The following is a 17,459-nucleotide window of genomic DNA, read 5'->3' on the forward strand; positions in this document are numbered from 1 at the left end:
ACCGCCCGAGACCAGTCCAGTTGGTTCTTCGACCTGAGCCTGTTCAGTAGCAGCTGGTGGAGCTGGTCCCAGACGCCGGCCTCGTTCCAGGCGGCCAGCCGGCGCCAGCAGGTCATGCCCGAGCCGAAGCCGAGCTCCTGGGGCAGGTACTCCCACTGGATCCCGGTACGGAGGACGAACAGGATCCCGCACAGGGCCTGCCGGTCGGGCACCCGCGGCCGGCCCTCGACCCGCTTCGGCGGCGGTTCGGGCAGCAACGGCTCGATGAGCGACCACAGTTCGTCCGACACGATCCACGGCCGCGACTGACGCTTCCCCATGCCCTCATCAACGAGCGATCAAGCCGACAGTCGCATGATCAACCGCTTTTGTTAGAGCCAGTAACGACCCTGTGCCCGGCAACGACCGCGAGTCGATCCCCGTGGAGGCCGCGGCCGCGCCGCTCTGGCGGTGGCAGAATCCGCTCTGGCACTGGCACCACTGGGTGCTGGGGGCGGGGGTAGTGGCCCTTTCGGCGTGGGCGGGCGGATGGTTCGTCAGGAGGCGGGGCGCGGCGGCAGAAGGACAGGGACTTTGACGTGCCCTGCCCCGAGTCCAGGGCTCCGGCCGCCCGGGGCGTCCGACCCGTTGTGGTCACGCGGTCGCGCACCATCCCGCACCGTCCCGCACGCACTGAAACGTCCACCGGCGGACAGGTGAAGGCTTGAGACCGTCCCCCTGTCCACAGGCCGAGCAGGCCTGAGTGGACGGGACGGATCGGTCCACCTCGGCGAAGGTGCGGCCGAGCCCGCACTCCTCCCGTTGGCGTCGTAGCTGCTCAGGAAGCCCGTCCGCTCCGAACGTACGGCCCGAGCCAGCACTTTGACGGCACGTCAGTCCACTTGCAGCCCCCTCGCCCGCATTCGGCAAGTTCACAGCCTTCCGTACACCCGCTCTCCATGACGCCGGGCAACAGAGTGCTGCGAGAGGTCTGGACAGCCTCCTGAGGGCGTGTTGTCATACCGCTGGCAGAGGGTTTCCAACGTTGAAAAGGCCGCTTCGCCGAACGTGCCTCAGCCGGTGTGCAGCTTCTCCTTGGGGGTTTCCTCGTGGGAGTCCGTCACCCTGCCCCGGCGGTCGGACGCGGTCACGGCCTCTGTACGAGGAAAGGTTCGATGACACCACACGACACCCGCCCCAAAGCCGGAAACAGAGCCCGAGTGCTGGCGCTGCTCGCCACGGCGGCCCTGGTGCTGCCCCCGAGCGGCATGCTGCCCGCCGCGGCAGCCGCGGAGTCCACGGGCAGTGCGTCGGCACTCGCCGCCGAACAGGCCGCCGTCGTGACGCACGGCCTGAAGGGCGAGTACTTCAGCATGTCGGCCCCCGGTGCCCGGGACTTCGCAGAACTCGGTGGTACGACACTCGACCCGCAGATCAACTTCTCCGGCCTGACCGACACCTTCAAGGAGCTGACCGGGAAGACGGAGCACACCACCGCCCGCTGGACGGGCCAGATCGAGGCGCCGGCCACGGGTGACTACACCTTCTACGCCATCGGCGACAACGGTTTCCGGCTCTTCATCGACGACCGGCCCGTCATCGACCACTGGGTGGGCGACTGGGACCGGGAACAGACGAGCCAGGCCGTCAGGCTGACCGCGGGCGAGAAGCACACGTTCCGGCTGGAGCTGTTCCAGGACACCGGCGGCGCCAACATGTATCTGCGCTGGTCGACGCCGACGCTCGCCAAACAGGTCGTGCCGATGGCCGCGTTCACCCCGCCGGCCGACTTCGAGGTCTTCCCGGTGGAGTACACCGTCGCCGAGAACGGGCGGCGGCTGCGCGCCCGGTTCGAGGGGAAGGTGGGCGGCTTCCAGGCGGTCAAGGACCATCTGAAGGCCGAGGCCGACACGACCGCCATGCCGATCAAGTCGGTCACGTCCGTCCCCGGCGACGCCTCCTCCCTCTACGTCGACCTCTCGGAGCCGATCCAGAAGAACCAGCTGGTCCGGGTCGTCTACGACGGCGCGGGCGGCCTCACGGCGGGCGGCAAGGCGGTGCCGAAGGTCATCCGCTACGCGGAGAACGCCTCCACCCACCGCCTCACCACCGAGTGGGGGGACAAGGTCGACAAGAAGCACCCGCTGCCCGAGTACCCGCGCCCGCAGCAGAAGCGGTCCCGGTGGAAGAACCTCAACGGGCCGTGGCAGTTCAGCGGCGCCGAGGCGGGTGAGCAGCCGGTCTTCGGCAAGGACCTCGACGAGAAGATCATCGTGCCGTTCCCGGTCGAGTCGCAGCTGTCCGGGCTCGAGCGGCACGAGGACCACATGTTCTACCGCCGCCTCATCGACGTGCCCAAGAGCTGGAAGGTGGGCAAGGACAACCGCTCGAACCGGCTCAAGCTCAACTTCGGCGCCGTCGACTACCAGGCCCGCGTCTTCGTCAACGGTACGAAGGTCGCCGAGCACACCGGTGGTTACAACGCCTTCAGCGCCGACATCACCGACGCGCTGAAGGGGAGCGGCAAGCAGGAGATCGTGGTCGCCGTCACCGACACCGGTGGCGCGGACCAGCCCATGGGCAAGCAGTCCACGAACCCGGGCGGCATCTTCTACACGCAGTCCTCCGGGATCTGGCAGACCGTGTGGATGGAGCCCGTTGCTCCCGCCTCGATCGAGAACATCGTCACCACACCCGACATCGACACCGGCACCCTCGCGGTGACGGTCGACGCCGATGGTGCCTCGTCCTCCGCCCGTGTCGAGGCCGTCGCCCGCGACGCCCGCGGCAACGTTGTCGGGAAGGTCAGCGGGGCAACGGGCACGAAGCTCACCCTGCCCGTGGCGAAGCAGCACCTGTGGAGTCCCGACGACCCGTATCTGTACGACCTCGACGTCACCCTGACCGACGGCAGGTCGCGCGACACGGTCCGCGGCTACTTCGGTATGCGGAAGATCGGCATCGAGAAGGTGGGCGGCTTCAACAAGCTGGTCCTCAACGGCAAACCGGTCTTCTCACTCGCCACCCTGGACCAGGGCTTCTGGCCCGACGGTCTCTACACCGCGCCCAGTGACGACGCCCTCGCGTTCGACCTTAAGGCGCACAAGAAGCTCGGCTTCAACGCGGTGCGCAAGCACATCAAGGTGGAGCCGGCGCGGTGGTTCTACCACGCCGACAAGCTCGGCCTGCTCGTCTGGCAGGACTTCGTCTCCGGGAACATCACCAATGAGACGGGGCAGAAGGCCTTCGTCGACCAGGGCCGGGAGATGATGCGCCAGCACCACGACTCGCCCTCCGTGATCGGCTGGATCGTCTTCAACGAGGGCTGGGGCGAGTGGAACCGCGAGGAGACAGGCCGTATCACCGAGGCCGTCCAGGCAGCCGACCCCTCCCGTGTCGTCAATGCCCACACCGGTGTCAACTGCTGCAACTCCAAGGGTGACTCGGGCAAGGGCGACATCATCGACCACCACGACTACAACAACGACGACCCGCCCTTCCCCGACGACGAGCGGGCCGCCATGGACGGCGAGCACGGCGGCTTCACCCTGCGCTCCCCCGGCCACATGTGGCCGGGAGCTCCCACGGTGATCTACAGCGGGGTCACCACCAAGGCGGAGCTGACGCGCAGGTACGTCGAGAACACGGAGAAGTTCTACGTCGAGCAGGCCAGCGCCGAACTGTCCGGCTCGGTGTACACACAGATCACCGACCTGGAGAACGAGCTCAACGGCCTCTACACGTACGACCGGCGCGACATCAAGATGGATGCCGCCGAGGTGCGGAAGGTCAACCTCAGGGTGATCGCCGCCGGCGCCGCGGCGGGCTCGAAGGAGCTGAAGGGCGGCGGGCACTGGACCCTCGACGAGGGCACCGGGACCACCGCCGGGGACACCGGTCCGAACAAGGAGCCGCTCACGCTGCGCGAGGGCGCTTCCTGGACCGACGGTGTCAGCGGCGGCGCCCTGAAGTTCGACGGCCAGAAACAGTACGCGGAGACCTCGGGACCGGTGCTGGACACCAGCGGCAGCTACTCGGTGTCCGCCTGGGTCCGGCTCGACGGGATGCCCGGCAACTACGCCACCGCGGTCAGCCAGGACACCCGTGCCACGGCGAACTCGTTCTATCTCCAGTACGGGCACGGCAACTTCGCCTTCAGTACCCCCGGTGAACGCCGCGCCCAGGTGGCCGTCGCCGCGGAGGCGGGCCGCTGGTACCACCTCGTCGGTGTCCGGGACGCCGGCACCGACCAGATCCGGCTGTACCTCGACGGCAGGCTCGCCGCGACGACCACCGGCGGCGCCGCCTTCCCGAGCACCGGCCCGCTGACCGTCGGCCGCGCCCACTGGGACGGTGCGAAGGTCGACTTCTGGAACGGCGCGGTGGACGAGGTCCACGCCGTCGACCGGGCGCTGACCGCCGAGGAGGTGAGCACCCTCTACAGCGCGGAGAAGCCCTGACCGGCAGCGCGAAACAAGGAGGTCCCGGTGGCGGGGAGGAAGCCCTTCCGCCACCGGGACCTCCGCTGTCGGTCTACGGCGCCCAGGCCGCCTCCACGGACCACGTGGTGTCCTCGGTGAACAGGGCGGGGTTGTCCCAGGCGTGCGTACCGCCCGGGGTGGCCAGCCACAACTCGGCGTTGTAGTGGCGCAGGTACTGCTCGGGGTAGTTGTACGCCGACAGCCGCACAGCGCCGTTCGCGCCGCGGACGGGGCAGAAGGTGGCGTCGGCGCGGAACAGGTCGGTGCTCCCCGCTTCCTTGTGGACGCGGAAGTCCCGGTGGCGCAGGTACTCGCCGGGGTAGTTGCGCGACTCGAAGCTGTAGCAGGAGGTGTCGGCGAGCCCGGGGACGATCCTCCAGGTGGCGTCGTTCTTCAGCAGCGCGTCACTGCCGGCGTTCACGACCTCGGTGTAGAGCGCGCCGTCCCTGTGGCGCGCGTACCGGTCGGTGTAGCCGGTTGTCGTCACCCGCAGGGACCTGTAGCCGGTCGGCAGGGTGACCGGTGTGGTGGAGCCCTGGGAGGCCTCGATCAGGGCGCGGTTGGCGGCTCTCACCCGTGCCTCGTCGACCTTGACCACCTGGCGGTCGTAGGTGAGCAGTCCGTTGGCCTCGTTCTCGACGTCGGTGATCTCGGTGTAGACCGACGCGGACAGTCCCCGGGGCATGCGCACCTCGCGGATCGCGTCCAGCAGGCCGACGAACCGGTTGTCGAGGTGCGCGATGTCCGGCTGGTCCTCGTAGCTGAAGCCGCCGCCGGGATACCACTCGTGGCCGGCGACCTTGAAGCCGAGTCCTCCGAACTCGCCGAGCACGGCGGCCCGGGTGGCGCTGGGCACGGTGGTGCCGGGGCCGACGTACACATGGTGGTCGAGGAGGTCGCCGTTTCCGCCGTCGACGGCGCCGCAGCAGTTGATGCCGCTCATGTTGTCGACGAGCCGGGAGGGGTCGTACGCCTTGACCTCGTCGGCGATGCGGGCCTGGTCGTACTGGCCCCAGCCCTCGTTCTGGTCGACCCATACGACCAGGGAGGGTGAGCTGCGGTGCTGGTCGATGATCCGGTCGTACTCGGCCTCCCATTGGGTGCGGGCCGCGGCGTCGGGTGTGCGTTCCATGGAGGGCATGTCCTGCCAGACCAGCAGTCCGAGCCGGTCGGCCCAGTAGAACCAGCGCTGCGGCTCGACCTTGATGTGTTTGCGGACCATGTTGAAGCCCAGGTCCTTGTGCTTTTGCAGGTCGAAGCGCAGGGCGGCGTCGGAGGGCGCGGTGTAGATGCCGTCCGGCCAGTAGCCCTGGTCGAGGGTGCCGGTCTGGAACACGAACCTGCCGTTCAGCACCGGGCGCCGCACTCCGCCCACACTGGCCAGGCCGATGGTGCGCATGCCGGTGTAGCTGCCGATGGAGTCGACGGTGGTGGTGCCGGAGAGCAGGTCGGCCTTGATGTCGTAGAGGAAGGGGTCGTCCGCGGTCCACAGGTGCGGGTTCGGGACGGGCACGGTGAACTCGGTGCCCACCGGGCCGGTGGCCGTGCCCACGGTGGTGCCGCCGCTGGAGACCGTGACGCGGGCCTGATGGCCGCTGGTCCCACTCCCCCGGACGGTCACCTTGAGGCGGCTGTTCGCCGGATCCGGGACCAGGTCGAGGCGGCTGATGTACGCGGGCGCGGTCGGCTCCAGCCACACCGTCTGCCAGATGCCGGACGCGGCGGTGTAGAGGATGCCGCCGCCCGAGTGCGGGGCGACGTCACGGATGCGCTGCTTGCCGATGGCCTGGGTGCCGGTCTCGGTGGGGTCCCAGACGGAGACGACGACCGTGTTGGTGCCGCCGTTCAGCAGGCCGGTGATGTCGTACGAGAAGGCGTCGTAGCCGCCACTGTGGACGGCTCCGGCCTGCTGCCCGTTGACCCATACGGTCGTACGCCAGTCGCTGGCGCCGAAGTTGAGCTGGACGCGGCGGCCGTTCCAGCCGGACGGGACGGTGAAGGTGCGCTTGTACCAGAGCCTGTCGTTCTGGGTGATCTTGCGCTGGATGCCGGAGAGCGCGGACTCGGCGACGAACGGGACCCGGATCTGTTCGGTGAACGAGGCGGGCTGGCCGGCGTTGGCCGAGGTGACCGCGAAGTCCCAGATGCCGTTGAGATTGGCCCAGTCGGGGCGGGTCAGCTGGGGGCGGGGGTACTCCGGCAGGGGGGTGTCGGTGGGGACCTGGTTCGTCCACGGGGTGGTCATCGGTGACGGTTTGGGCGTCCACGCCTGGGGTGCGGCGGCCGCGGACCCGGTGGCCGTCAGTGCCGTGGAGCCCACCAGGGTGAGCACGGCGAGCGCGGTGCCGGCCCACCGAGCTCGTCGTCTCAGCCGGGCGAACAGCCCTCCTCCTGCGGGTACTTGACGCATCGTGCCTCCTTGAATCGTGGGGTGGGGAGACGTGCGCGTGCAAAAAGGCGGCCGGGGAGGTCCGGCCGCCTGTTTCCGGATCCGGCGGCCGGGCCATGGGAACTCGGCCGCCGGGTCCGGGACTTGTCACATCAGTTGTCGGCGCCGGCCGAGCCAGGTCTGGGCGATGACGACCACGGCCAGGAAGGCGCCGCTGACGACCTGCTGGTAGGAGGAGTCGAGCGAGCCGATCTGGTTGATGACGTTCTGGATCACCTTCAGCAGCAGCACCCCGACGAGCGAGCCGCTCACGTAGCCGAGCCCGCCGGTCAGCAGGGTGCCTCCGATGACGACGGCGGAGATGGCGTCCAGCTCCATGCCGCTGCCGAGGATGGTGACGCCGGACGCGAGCCAGGCGGCGTTCAGGGCGCCGGCCAGTCCGGCGAGCAGCCCCGACAGGGCGTAGACGAGGATCTTGGTGCGGGCCACCGGGGCGCCCATCAGGGCGGCGGCGTCCTCGTTGCCGCCGACCGCGTAGACGTGCTGTCCGAAGCGGGTCCGGCGCAGGACGACGGCTCCGGCGACGAACAGGGCCAGTGTGATCCACACCGGGTTCCCGAGGCCGAGGGTGGTGCCCTGGCCCAGTTCGGCGAGGAAGGAACCCTTGCCGATCAGATAGGTGTCGGCGCCCTCGTCGGTGAGCGCCAGCATCAGTCCGCGCGCGCCCAGCATGGCGGCGAGCGTGACGATGAACGGCGCGAGGCGGGAGCGGGCGATCAGCAGGCCGTTGACGACGCCGATCAGTCCGCACACGGCGAGCGGCAGCAGCAGGGCCACCAGGGTGCCGTGGCGCGATCCCCAGGCGGCCAGGACCCCGCCGAGGGCGAACAGGGAGCCGACGGACAGGTCGACCCCGCCGGTGATGATCACGAAGGTCATGCCGAGGGCGACGATCGCCAGGAAGGCGGAACTGGTCGCCATGTTGCTGATGTTGTCGCCGGTGGCGAAGGAGTCGAAGGAGAGCGACGCCACCAGGGAGACGATCAGCAGGACGGCCAGGGCTCCGTGCTGCTGGACGAGGGCGCTCAGCCGTTCGTGGCGGGCGGGGCCCACCGGGTGGGTGTCCTGCGGCGGTTCGATGCTCGCGGTGGTCACGGGCCCGTCCGTTGTGGTGGTGGTCAACGCTTCCCCCGTCCCCGTGCCGCGTAGACGGCGGCGACGATCACGATGGCCTGGGCGATCTGGGTCCAGGAGGGCGGCAGATCGTGCTTGATGAGGGTGGCGGTGAGGAGCTGGATGAGGACGGCTCCCGCCACGGTGCCGGCGATGTTGACCCGGCCGCCGGTCAGCGGGGTGCCGCCGACCACGACCGCGGTGATCGCGGACAGTTCCATCAGGTTGCCCAGCGAGGTGGGGTCGCTGGCCTGGAGGCGTGCGGTGGCGAGCACGCCCGCGACCGCGGCGAGGAGCGCGCTGACGACGTAGACGGTGATCAGCACCCGGCGGACGGGCAGGCCGGCCAGCTGCGCGGCGGGGCGGCTGTCGCCGATCGCCAGGAGCTGGCGTCCGAAGGTGGTGCGGCGCATCACGAAGCCCAGCAGCAGGGCCAGGGCTGCGGCGATGAGGATCAGGTAGGGGAAGCCGAGGAGGTCGCCGGAGCCCAGGGAGGCGAGCGCGGGGTTCCGAAGGTCCTTGAGCTGTGGGAGGAGCACCAGGGCGAGTCCGCGGCCGCCGACCATGAGGGCCAGGGTGGCGACGATCGGCTGTACTCCGACGAACGCGACCAGGGCCCCGCCCGCCAGTCCCACGCCGGCGGCGAACAGGGCGACCGCCAGCAGTGCGGGCAGGAGGCCGTAGCCGAGGTAGAGGGCGGTCACGGAGGCCGCCAGCGCCATCACCGCACCGACCGACAGGTCGACGCCCTCGGTGCCGATGACCAGGGCCATGCCGAGGGCGACGATGATGACGGGGGCGACCTGGACGGCCTGGGTACGGAAGTTCTCGACGGTCAGGAAGTACGGGGTGATGACGGTGTTGACGACGAGCAGTGCCGCGACGCCCGCGTAGACGCCGTATCTCTGCAGCCAGTGGAGGACGCGGGCCTTGTCCAGCGGGAGGGTGCGGAGGGTGGCTTCAGCCATCGACGACCGCCTCCTTGACCGTGTCCCGCGCGGGGCCGTCGCCGGCGATGGTGCGCATGAGCTTCTCTTCCGTGACGTCGTCGCCGGCCAGCTCGCCGACGACGGAGCCGTCCTTGAGCACGACCACGCGGTCGGACCCTTCGATGAGTTCCTCCAGGTCGGAGGAGATGAGCAGGACGCCCAGACCGTCGGCGGCCAGTTCGTCGACGAGTTTCTGCACCTCGGCCTTGGCGCCGACATCGATGCCCCGGGTGGGCTCGTCGAGCAGCAGCACCTTGGGGTTCATGGCGAGCCACCGGGCGAGCAGCACCTTCTGCTGGTTTCCGCCGGAGAGTTCGCCGACCTTCTGATGCGGCGAGGACGCCTTGATGCGCAGCCGTTCGATGAAGGTGTCCACGATGCTGTCGACGCGGGACTCGGAGACCAGGCCGAAGCGGGAGAGGCGGGGCAGCACGGCCAGGGCGATGTTCTCGCGTACCGACAGGCCGGGCACGATGCCTTCGCTCTTGCGGTCCTCGGGCAGCAGGCTGACGCCCGCGCGCAGGGCGGCCGGGGTCGAACCGGTGCGCAGCGGCACCCCGGCCACCGTGACGGTGCCCGAACGCAGGGGCAGGGCTCCGGCGACGGCCTTCGCGGTCTCGGTCCGTCCGGAGCCGAGCAGCCCGCCCAGACCGACGACCTCGCCGGGGCGGACGGTCAGGGAGACTCCGTGCAATTTGTGAGGCACGGTCAGTTCAGTGGCGGCAAGGACGGGTTCGGCGTCGGCCGCGCCGTGGTCGCCGGTGAACTTGGTGAGGCCCTCCGCGCGGACCTCTCCCAGCTCCCGGCCGAGCATGGTCGACACCAGGGAGAGCCGGTCCAGGTCGGCGAGGCGGCCGTGGTGGACGCGCCGGCCGTCGCGCAGCACGGTGACCGTGCTGCACACGGCGTACAGCTCGTCCAGGCGGTGGCTGACGTAGACGACGGCGATCCCGGCGTCCCGCAGCCGCCGGATCACCGCGAACAGGGTCTCGACCTCGCGGGGTTCGAGGGAGGAGGTCGGTTCGTCCATGATGACGATCCGCGCGTCGGTGGCGACGGCTCGGGCCAGGGCGACCATCTGCTGGGCGCCGACCCCGAGGGTGCGCAGCGGCCGGCGGACGTCCACGCGCACGCCGTAGGTGCCGAGGGTCTCCTCGGCCTCCCGGTTCATGCGGGCCATGTCCAGTACGCCGAACCGGTTGCGCGGCTCGCGGCCCAGGAAGAGGTTGCGGGCCACGCTGAGCAGGGGGATGAGGTTGACCTCTTGGTAGATGGTCGAGATCCCGGCCTTCTGGGCCTCCAGCGGGGTGCCGAAGGAGACCGTACGGCCCTGGAACACGACCTCGCCGGCGTCGGGCCGGTAGACGCCGGTGAGGAGTTTGATGAGGGTCGACTTTCCGGCGCCGTTCTCGCCGATCAGGGCGTGGACCTCACCGGCGTGCAGGGTCAGGTCCACGTCGTCCAGGGCCCGGACGCCGGGAAAGGTCTTGCTCAGTCCGCGGACGGCGAGCACTTCGGCAGGGGGTGCCACCTGTTCCTCCAGGGTGCGATGCGAGGAGTGAGGGAGGACGGGGAGGGGGCCCGTGGGAACGGGCCCCCGAGGAGGGTCAGTAGGCCTTGCCGATGTCGTTCTTCGCGTTGTCCGGGTCGTAGGCGCCGTCCTCGATAACGATGTCCTGCGTCACTTCCTCGCCCTTGGTGAAGCCGTCCAGCGTCTGGAAGGCCAGCGGACCGAAGCGCGGGTTGGACTCGACGACGCCGCTGATCCAGCCGTCCACGATGCCCTGGACGGCGTTGCGGGTGCCGTCCACCGTGATGATCTCGACGTCGCCCGGCTTCTTGCCGGCGCCCTTCAGCGCGGCGACCGCGCCCAGGCCCATCTCGTCGTTCTCGGCGTAGATCCCCTTGATGCCGGGCTTCGACTGGATGAGCTGTTCGGTGACCTGCTGGCCCTTCTCGCGGGCGAAGTCACCGGTCTGCTCGAAGACCACCTTCAGACCGGGCGCCTCCTTGGCGATCTGGTCCTTGAAGCCCTTGGTGCGCTCGGTGGTGACGTTGTTTCCGGCCGAGCCGAGCAGGATCGCGACCTCGCCCTTGCCGCCGGTCGCCTCGATCATCTGGTCGGCGGCGCGTCTGCCCTGTTCGACGAAGTCGGAGGCGATGAAGGACACGTAGTCCTTGCAGGGCGTGGCGTTGATCTTGCGGTCGATGGTGACGATGGGGACCTTCTTGGCCGCGGCGGCCTTGAACACCGGTTCCCAGCCGTCGGAGTTGAGCGGGGCGATCACCAGGAGGTCCGCGCCCTTGGCCAGCAGGTCCTGGACGTCGCTGATCTGCTTGGAGAACTGCGACTGGGCGTTGGCCGTCAGCAGCTTGACGCCCCGCTTCTCGGCCTCGTCCTTGATGGACTGCGTCTCGGCGATACGGAAGGGGTTGGCTTCCTTCTCGGACTGGGAGAAGCCGACGGTGGCGTTCTTGAGGTCCACCTTCTTCCCACCGAACGTGTCGATGGTGCAGGTCTTGCTGCCCGGCTTGGGCTCGGCGACCTTCTGCTCGGCGTCGGCGGAGGCCGAGGACGAGGTGTCGGTCGCGGCGTCGTCCTCCGACTTCGCGCAGGAGGTGGCGGTCAACGCCACGGCCGCGGCCAGGGAGACGACCACGGGACGGGCGGAGAGGCGACGGTGTGTAGTGCGCTGCATGGTGACCCCGATCCAGGTGACGCTGAGAGGGCGCTGGGGAGATGGTGAGCAGGCAGAGGTCGAGCATGGTCGAGCGAAGTAGTGCTTCTCCCCTGGCGGGAACAGTCGTTCGGCCCGCCGCACAGAGTTTTTTACATCGTTGGAAGGGCGCTGTAAACCCCCTGTGCACACACTGTGCACAGCCTGCCGCGAACCACCTTGTTCCCCACCGCAACCGACGAGACGGCACAAGTCGCGGGCCGGGCGAAGAAACACCGGCGCGCGCGAACGCGATCGGGGCACCGACGCCCGTCCGGATGGGCCCCATCCGGCGCGCAGGTCGAGTCTTCGGGCACCGCCGATCGCAACGCACTGCAAAAGACGCGCTACCGACGAGACATCAGGCGGTTCGGCGCCCCGGGAGCACACGCCTCACCGACAGACAGGGGCGAGCCGTGCGGGGCCGGACAGCACGCGCAGGCATGCCCGGGCACCCCGCGTCTCAGGCCGCCCCAGGAAGGCCCGGGAGGCCATGGATTTGCAATCGCACAGCCCGCGGGATCACCCGCGGCCGTCGGCGGCCGCCGCCCGCCCCAGGGTGCTCTCGCGTTCCACCAGGCGATAGTCCGCCCAGACGCGGTGCGGCTCGGACACCTCGTTGCCGCCGAGCCGTTCCAGCACCGACTCGACCGCGAGCCGGCCGATGGCCTCCTTGTCCGGCGACACGGAGGTGAGGGTCACCGCGCCGAAATGCCCCTCGACCACGTCGTCGAAGCCGACGACCGCGATGTCCTCGGGCACGCGGAGCCCCCATTCGAAGAGCACGCGCATCGCACCGATGGCCATGGGGTCGTTGTAGGCGAACACGGCGTCGGGACGCCGTCCGGACTCCAGGATGCGGCGCATGGCGTCGGCTCCGTCCGCATGGCCCCATCCGTCGGTGGCCGCGACCAGCCCGTCGTCGGCCGGGAGGCCGGCGGCGGTCAGCTCCTCGCGCCAGCCGCGGACCCGCAGCTGAGCGGGCTCGCTGCGGCCGCGCCGAGCGCCGATGAACGCCACCTCCCTGCGCCCGAGTTCGACCAGATGCCGGACGGCGGCACGGGCGGCGGCGACGTTGTCGATGGCGATGTGGTCGTAGGGCAGGTCGTAGTCGCGCTCGCCGAGCAGCACCAGCGGTACGTTCTCCGCCCGGTCGCGCAGGTCCTCGGCCTCCAGCTCGATGGGGCTGAGGATGAGACCGTCGATGACCCTCGCCCGAAAACCCTGGCTGACCAGGACCTCCTGCTCGCGATACCCTCCGGTGTGGTCCAGCAGCACGATGTACTCGTGCGCGGCGGCGGCGTCGATGACAGCGGCCGCGAGTTCGGCGAAATACGGGTTCCCGAGTTCGGGCAGCGCGAGCGCGATGATGCCCGTACGGCCCTTGCGCAGATGACGGGCGGCCAGGTTGGGCCGGTAGCCCAGCACGTCGATGGACCGCTGGACCCGCTCGCGCATGGCGGGCGTGACGTGCTGGTAGTTGTTCACCACATTGGAGACGGTCTTGATGGAGACCCCCGCGTGCGCGGCAACGTCCTTGAGGCTGACCCGCACGGCATTCCCCTTTTCGGCGTCCCGACCGGTCCGGTCGGTGCGGGGTACAGGGTCGCCGGCGTCATCGTCGCGGACCGTGCTCCGACCTCCCGTAGGTCTTTACAACGTTATACAGGCGCTTTCGTCGCACTGACAAGGCGCCGCGCGACAGCAGTCCCGAAGGGGTTCGCGGGCGGCTGTTCGGCTTGCCGTCCGGGCATCCGACGCGGATCCGGATCGGCGGGCGAGCGTACTTCCTCATGGCCGGCGCGGGTCCTTCGGGCCGACGACGGCGGAAAGCCGACGAGCCGCGTCATGGTCGGTCACGGGCTCGTCCGACCGGAGGGTCACGGAAACGCGGCGGCCGCGTCCGGCATGACACCCGGTGCGGCGCGCCGTTCCTGCCAGGACGGCTCGGTTCGGCCGCCAGGCATCCGTGTCCGTGTTCGCCGATCCCGTCGAGGGCGACGTGCCGCCCTTCGGAGAAGCCGCGTTGTCGGCCGGACGGCTCAGGCGGTCAGGCTGCCCCGGACGGCTCAGGCGGTCAGGCGGTCAGGCTGCCCCGGACGGCTCAAGCGGTCAGGCTGCGCCGGGCGGCTCACCACGGGTGGCGAGCCGCCCGGCACTTGGCAGGTACGGCCGGATGCGCACGTTTCGGGATCCGCGCGGCTCCGGTCACGGTCGGCCTGGAGGGAACCCGCGCCGGCATCGCCGGTGACGACAGCCTCCTGGCCCGGGAGCGCGGCCCCGCTCCCGGTGTCCGTCACACCAGTTCGAGGACGAGCTTGCCGACGTTCTCGCCGCGGAAGAGCATCTGCAAGGTCTCGGGGAAGTCGTCCACGCTCCCCTGCACGATGTGTTCCTTGACCTTGATGCGGCCGTCGGCGATCCAGGCGGCTATGTCCCGGGCGGCCTGTGCGTAGCGGTCGGCGTAGTCGAAGACGACGAATCCCTCCATGCGGGCGCGGCGCACCAGCAGGGACAGGTAGTTCGAGGGGCCCTTGACCGGGGTGTCGTTGTTGTACTGGCTGATGGCACCGCAGACCACGACGCGCGCGTGCATCGCCAGCCGGGTCAGGGCGGCGTCGAGGATGTCGCCTCCCACGTTGTCGAAGTAGACGTCGATGCCGTCGGGGGCATGCCGGCGCAGCGCCTTTCTGACATCGTCGGCGCGGTAGTCGATGGCCGCGTCGAAGCCCAGTTCGTCGGTGAGCATGGCGCACTTCTCCGGCCCTCCGGCGATGCCCACCACCCGGCAGCCCTTGGCCTTCGCGATCTGGCCCGCGATGGTGCCGACCGCACCGGCCGCGCCCGACACCACGACGGTCTCGCCGTCCTTCAGCGCGCCGACGTCCAGGAGACCGAAGTAGGCGGTCATCCCGGGCATGCCCAGCGCGCCGAGATACGTCGAGGGCGGGGCGAGCGAAGTGTCGATCTTCATGGCGCCCCTGCCGTCGGAGACCACGTACTCCTGGACGCCGAAGGTGCCCACCACATGATCACCGGGCTGGAAGTCGGGATGGTCGGAGGCGGTGACCTCGATGACCGATCCGGCGCGCATCACCTCGCCGATGCCCACCGGCGGCAGGTACGAGGGACGGTCGTCCAGCCAGCCCCGCATCGCCGGGTCCAGGGAGATGGCGCGCGTGCGGCCCGCGAACCGGCCCGGGCCCGGTTCGTCGACGGGCCCCGCACAGTGCTCCCAGTCTTCGGGGTCGACCTCGCCCACGGGGCGGGCTGCCAGACGGATCTGGCGGTTGGTCGCGGACATCGCGCCTCCTGTCGTTTGCGGCTCCCCCTTACCGTACCGACCAGTAGGTACGACGGCTGCCGTGATATGTGCCACAGGCCGTTCCAGCCGTCGGCCGCCTATGGTGCGCAGGTCGTCGAGGCGTCGACCGACGTCCTCCACCGCGTCCACCGCGTCCACCGATGGCCACGTCGAGCCCAAAACGTGACGCGCCACAGACTTATCCATCATTCCGACCAGTCGGTATCGTGCGCCACCGCACCGCCGTCCACCCCCCGCCCTCCAAGGATCCGAGCCGCACCGGAAGGCCACGCGATGACATATCCCGATGACAGGCGGTACCCGCAGCCGGATTGGCCGCAGCCGTCGACCGAGCCGTACGGCCGCACCCCCGGGTACGGGTCGTACGGACGGGGCCCGGGGCAGGAGCCCTCCCGGTCCGGATACGACGACTCCCCCCACGACCGGTACGGGCAGGCCGCCCGGCACGAGCCGTACGCCCACCAGCCGTATGCCCACGAGACGCATCGGCACGGCGCCGACCTCGCCGCTCTCCGCTCGGCCTACCGTGTGCTCCGCCGGGTCTCCACGCTCACCGCGCTCGGCTCCTTCGTGGTGTACGTGGTGCTGTCCTGCTACGCGACGGAGCTGATGGGGGCCCGGATCACCGGGGAGCTGAGCCTGGGAATGGCCCTGGGGATCCTTCAGCTCGTCGTCACCTTCGCGGCGGTCTTCTCGTACGGGCGCAGCGCGCGACGCTCGGTGGACCCGTTGGCCCGCGTCGTCAGGGAGCGGGCGGCCGGCCGGACCGCGGGGGTGGCGAGATGACCGACGTCGACTCCGGGTCGCAGGCCATCGTCCTCGTCCTCTTCACCGCCCTGGTCACCGTCACGCTGATGATGTGTGTGATGGCGGGACCGGACCGCGACGACCTGACGAACTTCTACACCGGCTACCGCTCGCTCACCCCGCTCAAGAACGGCCTGGCCATCGCGGGCGACTACATCTCCGCGGCCACCGTGCTGAGCACCACGGGCATCATCGCGCTCGCCGGATACGACGGCTATGTCCTCGCGGTCAGCACCGCCCTCTCCCTGGTGCTGCTGATGTTCCTGATGGCCGAACCCCTGCGCAACGCGGGCGAGTTCACCATGGGCGACGTCCTGGCCCGCAACATGCCCGGCCGTGCCGTGCGCATCGCCGCCTGCGTGGTGACGCTCGCGGCGACCCTGCCCTTCCTGGTCGTCCAGCTCTCCGGGGCCGGGTCCCTGCTCACCTTCATCCTGGACATGCCGCACGGGGCGGGTGCCAGGACGGCGTGCATCGTGATCGTCGGCTGCCTGATGATCATTTACGCGGCGCTCGGCGGTATGCGGGGAACCGCGCTCCTCCAGATGATCAAGATCGTCATCCTGCTCGGCACCAGCGTCGTCGTCGCCGCCCTGGTCCTGAACCGCTTCGACTGGAGCCCCGGAGAACTGGTCAGGGCCGCCCAGCAGGGCAGCGGCACGGGCCCCGCTTTCCTTCAGCAGGGCCTTCAGCTGGGCACCTCGGTCGGCGACCGGCTGGACTTCATAGGGCTCCAGATCACCGTGGTCCTCGGCGTGGCCTGCCTGCCCCACATCACCATGCGTCTGTACTCGGCGCAGGACGTGCCGGCCGTACGTCGCTCCATGTCGTGGGCCGTCGGCACGGTCACCACCTTCTGCCTGCTCGTGATCGTCGTGGGCACGGGCGCGGCTGCCCTGGTGGGATCGCGGTCCATCCTCGCGGCCGACCCGCACGGCAGGACGTCGGTGCTCATGCTGTCGCAGGCGCTCGGCGGGGCCCACGCCTCGGCGGGCGCGACGATTCTCTACTCGGCGGTGGCGGGAATGGTGTTCATCACCCTGCTGTCCTCGGTGGCGGGGATGACCCTGGCCGCGGCCTCGTCGCTCGCCCACGACCTGTTCGCCCACGCGGCGCGGCGGGGACGGGCGGAGCCGCGTACGGAGATGACGGTGGCGGCGTGGACGTGCGTGGCCGTGGGAACCGTCGCCATCACGCTCGCCACCCTGGTCCAGAACTGGGACGTCGGGGTGCTGACCACGCTGGCCATCTGCATCGGGGCCTCCGCCGTGGCTCCCGCGCTGACCTACTCCCTGTTCTGGAGGGGATTCACGCGCACCGGCCTGCTCGCCACCCTCTACGGCGGCGCGTCCTGCGCGCTGGTGCTGATGGTCTTCTCAGAGGCCGTCTCGGGCACGCCGTCGGCCGTCTTCCCGAACGCCGACTTCCACTGGTTCCCCATGCAGTCGACCGGACTGGTCTCCATCCCGTTCGGCTACCTGGCGGGCTGGCTGGGCAGCCGTCTGGACCACCGGCGCCACGCCGCCGACAGCCGGGCGAGCAGGCGGCTGTACGACGAGAGCGAGGCACGTCTGCTCGCCGCGGCCGAATGACCGGCCC

General features: G+C 69.8%; 11 protein-coding genes. 3 read left to right on the forward strand and 8 right to left on the reverse strand.

All coding sequences use genetic code 11. The features are described from left to right. The coding region (locus IE275_RS33485) for a transposase (protein WP_189716187.1) at positions 1 to 320 on the reverse strand (320 nt) is incomplete at its 3' end. 834 nt (positions 321 to 1,154) lie between these two features. On the opposite strand from IE275_RS33485, the gene IE275_RS33490 reads away from it, so the two are divergent. Then, positions 1,155 to 4,439 carry a LamG-like jellyroll fold domain-containing protein gene (locus IE275_RS33490; protein WP_189716189.1) on the forward strand — a complete coding sequence of 1,095 codons (3,285 nt, stop codon included), beginning with the start codon at positions 1,155 to 1,157 and terminating at the stop codon, positions 4,437 to 4,439. A gap of 73 nt (positions 4,440 to 4,512) precedes the next feature. Here the strand turns inward: IE275_RS33490 and IE275_RS33495 are convergent, their stop codons facing one another. From IE275_RS33495 to IE275_RS33525, 7 genes are all read right to left on the reverse strand, one after another. Then, positions 4,513 to 6,870: an AbfB domain-containing protein gene (locus tag IE275_RS33495; RefSeq protein WP_189716191.1), complete on the reverse strand. Its 2,358-nt coding sequence runs from the start codon at positions 6,868 to 6,870 to the stop codon at positions 4,513 to 4,515. A gap of 126 nt (positions 6,871 to 6,996) precedes the next feature. Beyond that, positions 6,997 to 8,031 (reverse strand): ABC transporter permease, encoded by a 1,035-nt coding sequence (locus tag IE275_RS33500; RefSeq protein WP_189716193.1) that lies wholly within the window; start codon positions 8,029 to 8,031, stop codon positions 6,997 to 6,999. Next, on the reverse strand, positions 8,028 to 8,990 hold the full coding sequence (locus IE275_RS33505) for an ABC transporter permease (RefSeq protein WP_189716195.1): 963 nt from the start codon (positions 8,988 to 8,990) through the stop codon (positions 8,028 to 8,030). Before IE275_RS33505 ends, IE275_RS33500 begins: the two co-directional genes overlap by 4 nt. Further along, positions 8,983 to 10,542: a sugar ABC transporter ATP-binding protein gene (locus IE275_RS33510; RefSeq protein WP_189716197.1), complete on the reverse strand. Its 1,560-nt coding sequence runs from the start codon at positions 10,540 to 10,542 to the stop codon at positions 8,983 to 8,985. Before IE275_RS33510 ends, IE275_RS33505 begins: the two co-directional genes overlap by 8 nt. Before the next feature lie 76 nt (positions 10,543 to 10,618). Continuing rightward, positions 10,619 to 11,710 carry an ABC transporter substrate-binding protein gene (locus IE275_RS33515; RefSeq protein ID WP_189716199.1) on the reverse strand — a complete coding sequence of 364 codons (1,092 nt, stop codon included), beginning with the start codon at positions 11,708 to 11,710 and terminating at the stop codon, positions 10,619 to 10,621. A gap of 540 nt (positions 11,711 to 12,250) precedes the next feature. Then, positions 12,251 to 13,282: a LacI family DNA-binding transcriptional regulator gene (locus tag IE275_RS33520; protein WP_189716201.1), complete on the reverse strand. Its 1,032-nt coding sequence runs from the start codon at positions 13,280 to 13,282 to the stop codon at positions 12,251 to 12,253. 742 nt (positions 13,283 to 14,024) lie between these two features. Next, positions 14,025 to 15,032 carry an NADP-dependent oxidoreductase gene (locus IE275_RS33525; RefSeq protein ID WP_189716203.1) on the reverse strand — a complete coding sequence of 336 codons (1,008 nt, stop codon included), beginning with the start codon at positions 15,030 to 15,032 and terminating at the stop codon, positions 14,025 to 14,027. A 294-nt stretch (positions 15,033 to 15,326) separates the two neighbouring features. On the opposite strand from IE275_RS33525, the gene IE275_RS33530 reads away from it, so the two are divergent. After that, complete coding sequence (locus tag IE275_RS33530) at positions 15,327 to 15,839, forward strand: DUF485 domain-containing protein (RefSeq protein ID WP_189716204.1); 513 nt, start codon at positions 15,327 to 15,329, stop codon at positions 15,837 to 15,839. Then, on the forward strand, positions 15,836 to 17,452 hold the full coding sequence (locus IE275_RS33535; protein ID WP_189716206.1) for a sodium/solute symporter: 1,617 nt from the start codon (positions 15,836 to 15,838) through the stop codon (positions 17,450 to 17,452). The genes IE275_RS33530 and IE275_RS33535 overlap by 4 nt, the downstream gene beginning before the upstream one ends. Positions 17,453 to 17,459: the final 7 nt, after the last annotated feature.

The organism is Streptomyces phaeofaciens (assembly GCF_014648915.1).
Classification (GTDB): domain Bacteria; phylum Actinomycetota; class Actinomycetes; order Streptomycetales; family Streptomycetaceae; genus Streptomyces; species Streptomyces phaeofaciens.